Source organism: Nocardioides sp. NPDC006303 (assembly GCF_040613175.1).
GTDB lineage: Bacteria > Actinomycetota > Actinomycetes > Propionibacteriales > Nocardioidaceae > Nocardioides.
Window position 1 is genome coordinate 1 of sequence record NZ_JBEXRR010000075.1, and the last position, 7,329, is coordinate 7,329.

Here is a 7,329-nt window from a genome sequence, read left to right on the forward strand (position 1 = left end):
GGCGCCGATGACGGCCAAGCCGAACGAGACCAGCAGCGGTGACAGCTCGCCGTGGCGCAGCGCCGGGGCGACGAAACCAGAGTTTCGTCGCCCACAACTACAGATTCGGCCCGCCAGAAGTGCGGACTCGGCAGAGCCTCTGGGTCAGAGGGCAGCGGCGACCAGCTCGGCGAGCTGGACCGTGTTGAGCGCGGCGCCCTTGCGGAGGTTGTCGTTGGAGATGAACAGGGCGAGACCGCGGTTGTCGGGAACGCCCTCGTCCTGGCGGATGCGGCCGACGTAGGAGGGGTCCTTGCCGGCGGCGTACAGAGGCGTGGGTACGTCGCGGAGCTCGACACCCGGGGCGTTCGAGAGGATCTCGGTGGCGCGCTCGGGGGTCAGAGACGAGGAGAACTCGGCGTTGACCGCGAGCGAGTGGCCGGTGACGACCGGGACGCGGACGCAGATGCCGGAGACCCGCAGGTCGGGCAGGGACAGGATCTTGCGGGACTCGTTGCGGAGCTTCTGCTCCTCATCGGTCTCGTTGAGGCCGTCCTCGACCAGCGAACCGGCGTACGGAAGGACGTTGTAGGCGATCGTCTCGACGTACTTGTCCGGCTCCGGGAATGTGATCGCGGAGCCGTCGTAGGCGAGCTCGCGAGCCTTGTCGCCGGCAGCCGCGACCTCGCTGACCAGCTCCTCGACGCCGGCGACGCCGGAGCCCGAGACCGCCTGGTAGGTCGATACGACGAGCCGCTCGAGACCGGCTTCGTCGTGGAGCGCCTTGAGGACCGGCATCGCGGCCATCGTGGTGCAGTTGGGGTTGGCGATGATGCCCTGGCGAGCCTCGATGACGCCGTCCATCGCCGAGGGGTTGACCTCGGAGACGACCAGCGGGATCGACGGGTCCTTGCGCCAGGCCGAGGAGTTGTCGATGACGATCACGCCGGCGTCGGCGAACTTCGGCGCCAGCGCCTTCGAGGTGGCGCCGCCGGCGGAGAAGATCGCGATGTCGAGGCCCGAGGGGTCAGCGGTGGCGGCGTCCTCGACGACGACCGAGCGGTCCCCGAACTCGATGGTCTTGCCCGCCGAGCGTGCCGAGGCGAAGAAACGGACCTCGCCGAGCGGGAAGCCGCGCTCGAGCAGGATCTGACGTACGGCGACGCCCACCTGTCCGGTCGCTCCCACAATTCCCAGGTTGACGCTCATCGGCCGGTCCCTCCGTAGACGATGGCCTCTACGTCGCTGTCGAGGCCGAATGCTTTGTGTGTGGCGCGCACGGCGCGGTCGAGGTCGTCGGCGCTGACGAGCACCGAGACGCGGATCTCCGAGGTCGACACCATCCGGATCAGGACTCCCTCGGCGGCGAGCGCGGCGAAGAACCTCGCCGTGATCCCCGGATGCGTACGCATCCCGGCACCGACGATCGAGAGCTTGCCGATCTGCTCGTCGGCGACCGGGTCGGCGAAACCGACCTCACCCTGGATGTCGGTGAGTGCCGCGCGGGCCCGCTTGACGTCGGTGCGGGGCAGCGTGAACGAGATGTCCGTGCGCCGGGTCTTCTCCGCCGACACGTTCTGGACGATCATGTCGATGTTGATGCCGTTGTCGGCAAGGGTGTCGAAGATGCGGGCGGCCTCACCGGGCTCGTCGGTGACGCCGGCGACGGTGATCTTGGCTTCGCCGCGGTCGTGGGCCACGCCGACGATCTCCGGGGTGTCGCCGTCGGCGTCGGTGCCGTAGGAGACCTTCTCGACCTCCACGTCGCTGAACCTCTCCGCGGCGGCCTGCACGGCGCGGTCGACCTCGTCGTCGCCGACGACGACCGAGACCCGGACCTCCGAGGTGGAGATCATCTGGATGTTGACGCCGGCCTGCGCGATCGCGGAGAAGAAGTCGGCGATCTTCTTCGGCTGAGTCCGCAGCCCGGCACCGATCAGGGAGACCTTGCCCATCCGGGGCTCGGTGTTCACCCGCTCGAAGCCGAGCTCACCGCGTGCCTGCTCCAGCACCTTCCCGGCCCGCTCGGCGTCGTCGCGGGGCAGCGTGAACGTGATGTCGGTGCGGTCGGTGCCGGCTGCCGACGAGTCCTGGACGACCATGTCGACGTTGATGCCCACCCCGGCGATGATCTCGAAGACCTTCGCCGCGGCGCCCACCTCGTCGGGTGCGTTGACCACCGTGATCTTGGCCTGGCTGCGGTCGTGGGCGATGGCGGCGACGATTGGCGCCTCCATGCCGGCGTCGCCGCTGCGCTGGTGGTCGGCGTGCGGCGAGACCGCGTCGATGCTGCCCTTGACCACGGTGCCGTTGAGGGTGGAGAAGGAGGAGCGTACGTGGATCGGGAGGCTGTGACGCCGGGCGAACTCCACCGAGCGCAGGTGGAGCACCTTCGCCCCGGAGGCCGCCAGCTCGAGCATCTCCTCGAAGGCGACCGAGCTCAGCTTGCGGGCGGTCGGGACGATCCGCGGGTCAGCGGTGAAGACGCCGTCGACGTCGGTGTAGATCTCGCAGACGTCGGCGTCCAGCGCCACCGCCAGCGCGACCGCGGTGGTGTCGGTGCCGCCACGGCCCAGCGTGGTGATGTCCTTGGTGTCCCTGGAGACGCCCTGGAAGCCGGCCACGATCGCGATCGCACCGTCGCCGAGCGCTGCCTGGATCCGCTCCGGGGTGATGCTGAGGATCTTGGCGCGCCCATGCTGCGCGTCGGTGATCAGACCGGCCTGCGACCCGGTGAACGACCGAGCCTCGTACGCCAGCCCGCGCTCGTTCGCGACGTCGTTGATCGCCATCGCGAGCAGCGCCATCGACTGCCGCTCACCGGAGGTGAGCAGCATGTCGAACTCACGCGCGTGCGCGGTCGCGTCGGGCGAGACCTTGTTGGCCAGGTCGATCAGCTCGTCGGTGGTGTCGCCCATGGCAGAGACGGCCACGACAACGTCGTGGCCCTGCTCTTTGGTCGCGACCACTCGCTGAGCAACGCGCTTGATGCCTGCAGCGTCCGCGACCGAGCTGCCACCGTACTTCTGAACGACGATTCCCACGGCGGGAAAGTCTACGTTGCCGATGCGGCCGTCTTCTCCAGCATCTCATCAGCGGCAGCCAGGTCCTCGTCCTCACCGGTGAACGGCTCGGAGTCGAGGCGGTCGTGAGCGACCACGGTGAGCAGCGCGTTGAGCACGGCACCGGCCAGGTTGCCCCAGTTGTTGACGTAGCTGAACTGCCACCACCACAGCGCCTCGTCGACGTCGCCGAGACGGTAGTGACGCAGGCCGTACTCCAGGTCGGTCACCAGGCTGGCGACGTCGTCGGAGATCTGGCTGTCGACCACGTCCGGGCTGTACGGATCGAAGACGAAGCTGTAGGTGTCGATGTCCCCGAACATCTCGGCGAGCCCCATCCGGAGCTCGTCGACGTCGGCTTCCATGCCGACGTCGGGCTGGAACTCCTCACGAGGCTCGAAGTCCTGCTGGGCGCCCAGTCGCGCGCCCGCCAGCAGGATCTGGCTCACCTCCAGCAGCAGCATCGGGACAGCGCTGCCACCATCGCCGTCCGCAGCTATCGCGCGCACCGAGAGCAGGAAGCTCTCCACCGAGTCGGCGATGCTGGTGGCGAAGTCCTTGCCGGTCAAGTCGTTCGTCATGACGGCCCCCTTCCCGAGGTCCCTTGAATCGTCAGGCTACCGCCGAAGTCGCGGCCTGACGAGGGTAAAGAGTCGGCTCTTAGGGACTACTCAGCCGCGCGCCTGCCGGCGAAGGCTCGCCCGAGGGTGACCTCGTCGGCGTACTCCAGATCGCCACCGACCGGGAGACCGCTGGCCAGGCGGGTGACCTTCAGCCCGAGCGGGCTCAGCTGACGCGTCAGGTAGGTCGCCGTCGCCTCGCCCTCGAGGTTGGGGTCCGTGGCGAGGATCACCTCGGTGATCCCGGGGTCGTTGAGCCGCTGGACGAGCTCACGGATGCGCAGCTGGTCGGGACCGATCCCGTCGATCGGGCTGATCGCGCCACCGAGCACGTGATAGCGGCCGCGGAACTCGCGGGTGCGCTCGATCGCGACGACGTCCTTGTACTCCTCGACCACGCACAGCACCGACTGCTCGCGACGGGGGTCGCGACAGATCCGGCAGGTCTCCTCCTCGGAGACGTTGAAGCAGACCGAGCAGAACTTCACCTTCGCCTTGACCTCGTTGAGGATCGAGGCCAGCCGATGTACGTCGGCGGGATCAGCCTGGAGCAGATGGAACGCGATCCGCTGGGCGCTCTTCGGACCTACGCCCGGCAGCCGTCCCAGCTCGTCGATGAGGTCTTGGACCACACCCTCGTACAACTTGGTTATCGCCTGTCTCTAGCTGTGCTGGTGTTAGAAGCCGAGCTTGAACGGCGGCTCGCCACCGCCGGGGGCACCACCGAGGCCGCCCGCGAGCGGGCCCATCGCGTCACCGGCGAGCTCGTCGGCCTTGCCCTTGGCCTCGCGGTAGGCGGCGACGATCACGGCGCCGAGGTCCTCGAGGTCGTCGGGGTTGCTGCCGTCGAACTCGCCCTGCTTGATCTCCACGCCGACCAGCTCGCCGGTGCCGGTGAGCTTGACGGTCACCGCACCGCCGGCGACGGTGCCGTCGACGATCGTCTCGGCGAGCTTCTCCTGGGCGTCGACGATCTGGCTCTGCAGCGCCTGGGCCTGCTGCATGATCGCGTTGAGGTCGAAGCCGCCCTCGCCGCCGAGGCCTTCGAGTGGGTTCGTCATCTGTGCCGTCCTAGTTGTGAGGAATCTCTTCGATCATCGTTGCACCCAACTCCTGAGCGAGCAGCGCCTCGGCGCCCATCGCGGCAGGCCCGTCGTAGGCCTGGTCGTCGGGGTTCACCGCGGCATCCGCCTCCGCCAGGCGGGCCACCGTGTCGTCGACCGGGGGCTCGTAGTCGGCCGCACGCGTCGGTCGGATGGCCTCCCGAGCCAGTGCGATCGCTCCCGGGTCGGCCGGCTGCGTCGCCGGCGGCTCCGGCGGGGCCGGTGGCTGGTCGGGTGGCGGCGGCTCGGCGGCCCAGTCGGGTGGCGGCGCCTGCTCGTTCCAGGATGCCTCCGGCGGCTGTTGCGGCTGCGCGGGCTCTTGGGGCTGGCTCGGCTGCGGCGTCGGCGGCGCCTGTCGCTGCGGGGCTCCTTGGCCGCCGCCCGCGACGATCGCCTCGATCTTCGGCTGGATCCCGATCACGTTGACCAGCGCCTGCCCGAGGATCGGCTCGTGCCCGCCGGTCGCGAACCGGTCACGGAGCCCCGGCGAGGCGAACCCGAGGGTGAGCACGCCGTCGCGGAAGTCGACCACCTGGGCGTTCTGACCCACCAGCGACCAGGTTGCCCGACGCAGACCCTTGGTCTGGGCGATCACGTCGTCCCACAGGCGGCGGACGTCCACGTTGCCCATCCCGCCCGGTGACTGCGCCGGTGACTGCGCCTGAGGCTGGGTCTGTGGCTGGGTCTGTGGTTGCGGCTGAGGCTGGCTCGGCGGCTCAGGAGCGGCCGAGGCCTGCTGGGGAGGCATCTCCGCGGCCGGAGCGGGCTGCTCGCGGGCCGGCTCGGGGGTCGGGGCGTACGCCTGGACGGGCTCGGGCTGCGGCGCCGCCGGAGCGACGGTCTCGTGCCCCGGCGCACCGACCGATGGCTTGAGCACCGGCCGGTCCTGAGCGGGGGCGGCAGCTGCCGGAGCAGCGGACACCGTCGGCGTACCGCTGATCTCGATCCGCCTCTCCAGACGGTCCAGCCGAGCCGCGAGACCATCGGCACCGTCGGCGGCGGGCAGCAGCACCCGGGCACAGATCAGCTCGAGCAGAAGTCGGGGCGCGGTGGCGCCGCGCATCTCGGTCAGACCGGTGGCGACCGCGTCAGCGGCTCGCGAAAGATCGTGTGGTCCGAAGCGTCCGGCCTGGGCGACCAGCCGCTCGCCGCCGTCTTCGGAGACGTCGATGAGGCCGGTCGCGGGCGCGTCGGGGACCGCCTTGACGATGACCAGGTCACGCAGCCGCCGCAGCAGGTCCTCGGTGAACCGCCGCGGGTCCTGGCCGGTCTCGATGATCTTGTCGATGACGCCGAAGACCGCGGCGCCGTCATGGGCGGCGAAGGCGTCGACGACCTCGTCCAGCAGTGCGTCCGGGGTGTATCCGAGCAGCCCAGCAGCCAGCTCGTACGTCACGCCCTCAGGCCCCGAGCCACCGAGCAGCTGGTCCATGACCGAGAGGCTGTCGCGCATCGACCCGGCGCCCGCGCGCGCGACCAGCGGCAGCGCGGCCGGCTCGACACTGATGCCCTCCTTCTCGCACAGCGTCGAGATGTAGTCGGAGACCAGCTTGGGCGGGAAGAGGCGGAACGGATAGTGATGGGTGCGCGACCGGATCGTCGGAATGACCTTCTCCGGCTCGGTCGTCGCGAAGATGAACCGCAGATGCTCCGGCGGCTCCTCGACGAGCTTGAGCAGCGCGTTGAAGCCCTGCGTCGAGACCATGTGGGCCTCGTCGATGATGTAGACCTTGTAGCGGCTCTTCACCGGCGCGAAAAACGCCTTCTCCCGCAGGTCACGGGCATCGTCCACACCACCGTGCGACGCCGCGTCGATCTCGATCACGTCGATGCTGCCGGGTCCACCGCGCGCCAGGTCCCGGCACGACTCGCACTCCCCGCACGGATCCGCGATCGGCGCCTTCTCGCAGTTCAGCGCCCGCGCCAGGATACGCGCCGAGGTCGTCTTGCCGCAGCCGCGTGGCCCGGAGAAGAGGTACGCATGGTTGACCCGGTTGCCCGCCAGCGCATTGCGCAGCGGGCCGGTGACGTGATCTTGGCCGATGACCTCGGCAAACGTCTCCGGCCGGTAGCGGCGGTAGAGAGCTAACGGTGCGTCCACCCGATAGACCCTATCCGCCCGCACCGACAGTTTGCGACCGCGCACGGCAGGCTGTCAGGAAATAGAAAAGGCCCCCCACGTACCCAACAGAGCTCGCTTATCCTTGCTGCCTTCCGGCCCTGGGGAGGTTCGACAAGATGTCGCCACATGGGGGGTTGCGGAAGAGTCTAGACGAGTCCGCTCGCCGATCCCAAAGCACACCCACCGGCCCTCCGCCGATTTCCTCCATGATCCCGGAGCCGCGTAGGATCACGCACGGATCTGTCGCCTAGTGGCCTATGGCGCACGGCTGGAATCCGTGTTGGGTTAACGCCCTCGGGGGTTCGAATCCCCCCAGATCCGCCAGCACAAACCGGCGCCTGACCTGCTTTCGAGCAGGCCCAGGGCGTGCCCCATTTGTCGGCGAAGGCGATCTCCTCGAGCGGCCGCCGGACGCGCTCGCGCTCCTCGCGCTCCGCGTCGCG

Annotated in this window: 6 protein-coding genes, 1 tRNA gene and 1 other RNA gene; 1 reads left to right on the top strand and 7 read right to left on the bottom strand. The window is 69.2% G+C overall.

Translation table 11 applies throughout. The annotated features are described in order from the left end of the window. Positions 1–144 precede the first annotated feature (144 nt). From ABZY89_RS29200 to ffs, 7 genes are all read right to left on the bottom strand, one after another. The gene (locus ABZY89_RS29200; RefSeq protein WP_355232677.1) at positions 145–1,188 is read right to left on the bottom strand and encodes an aspartate-semialdehyde dehydrogenase; all 1,044 of its coding nucleotides are present in this window, start codon (positions 1,186–1,188) and stop codon (positions 145–147) included. Next, positions 1,185–3,023 carry an aspartate kinase gene (locus ABZY89_RS29205; protein WP_355232678.1) on the bottom strand — a complete coding sequence of 613 codons (1,839 nt, stop codon included), beginning with the start codon at positions 3,021–3,023 and terminating at the stop codon, positions 1,185–1,187. The genes ABZY89_RS29200 and ABZY89_RS29205 overlap by 4 nt, the downstream gene beginning before the upstream one ends. An 11-nt stretch (positions 3,024–3,034) precedes the next feature. Next, a complete protein-coding gene (locus ABZY89_RS29210) occupies positions 3,035–3,622 on the bottom strand; it encodes a DUF5063 domain-containing protein (RefSeq protein WP_160025786.1) in 588 nt (195 codons plus the stop codon). Between the two features lie 86 nt (positions 3,623–3,708). Then, on the bottom strand, positions 3,709–4,305 hold the full coding sequence (gene recR, locus ABZY89_RS29215) for a recombination mediator RecR (RefSeq protein ID WP_008356228.1): 597 nt from the start codon (positions 4,303–4,305) through the stop codon (positions 3,709–3,711). A 33-nt stretch (positions 4,306–4,338) separates the two neighbouring features. Next, positions 4,339–4,722 carry a YbaB/EbfC family nucleoid-associated protein gene (locus tag ABZY89_RS29220; RefSeq protein ID WP_355020534.1) on the bottom strand — a complete coding sequence of 128 codons (384 nt, stop codon included), beginning with the start codon at positions 4,720–4,722 and terminating at the stop codon, positions 4,339–4,341. A 10-nt stretch (positions 4,723–4,732) separates the two neighbouring features. After that, positions 4,733–6,865: a DNA polymerase III subunit gamma and tau gene (locus ABZY89_RS29225; RefSeq protein ID WP_355232679.1), complete on the bottom strand. Its 2,133-nt coding sequence runs from the start codon at positions 6,863–6,865 to the stop codon at positions 4,733–4,735. A 66-nt stretch (positions 6,866–6,931) separates the two neighbouring features. Further along, an RNA gene (ffs, locus tag ABZY89_RS29230) (signal recognition particle sRNA small type) lies at positions 6,932–7,022 on the bottom strand. A 100-nt stretch (positions 7,023–7,122) separates the two neighbouring features. On the opposite strand from ffs, the gene ABZY89_RS29235 reads away from it, so the two are divergent. Next, positions 7,123–7,210 (top strand) — tRNA-Ser (locus tag ABZY89_RS29235). Positions 7,211–7,329 lie beyond the last annotated feature (119 nt).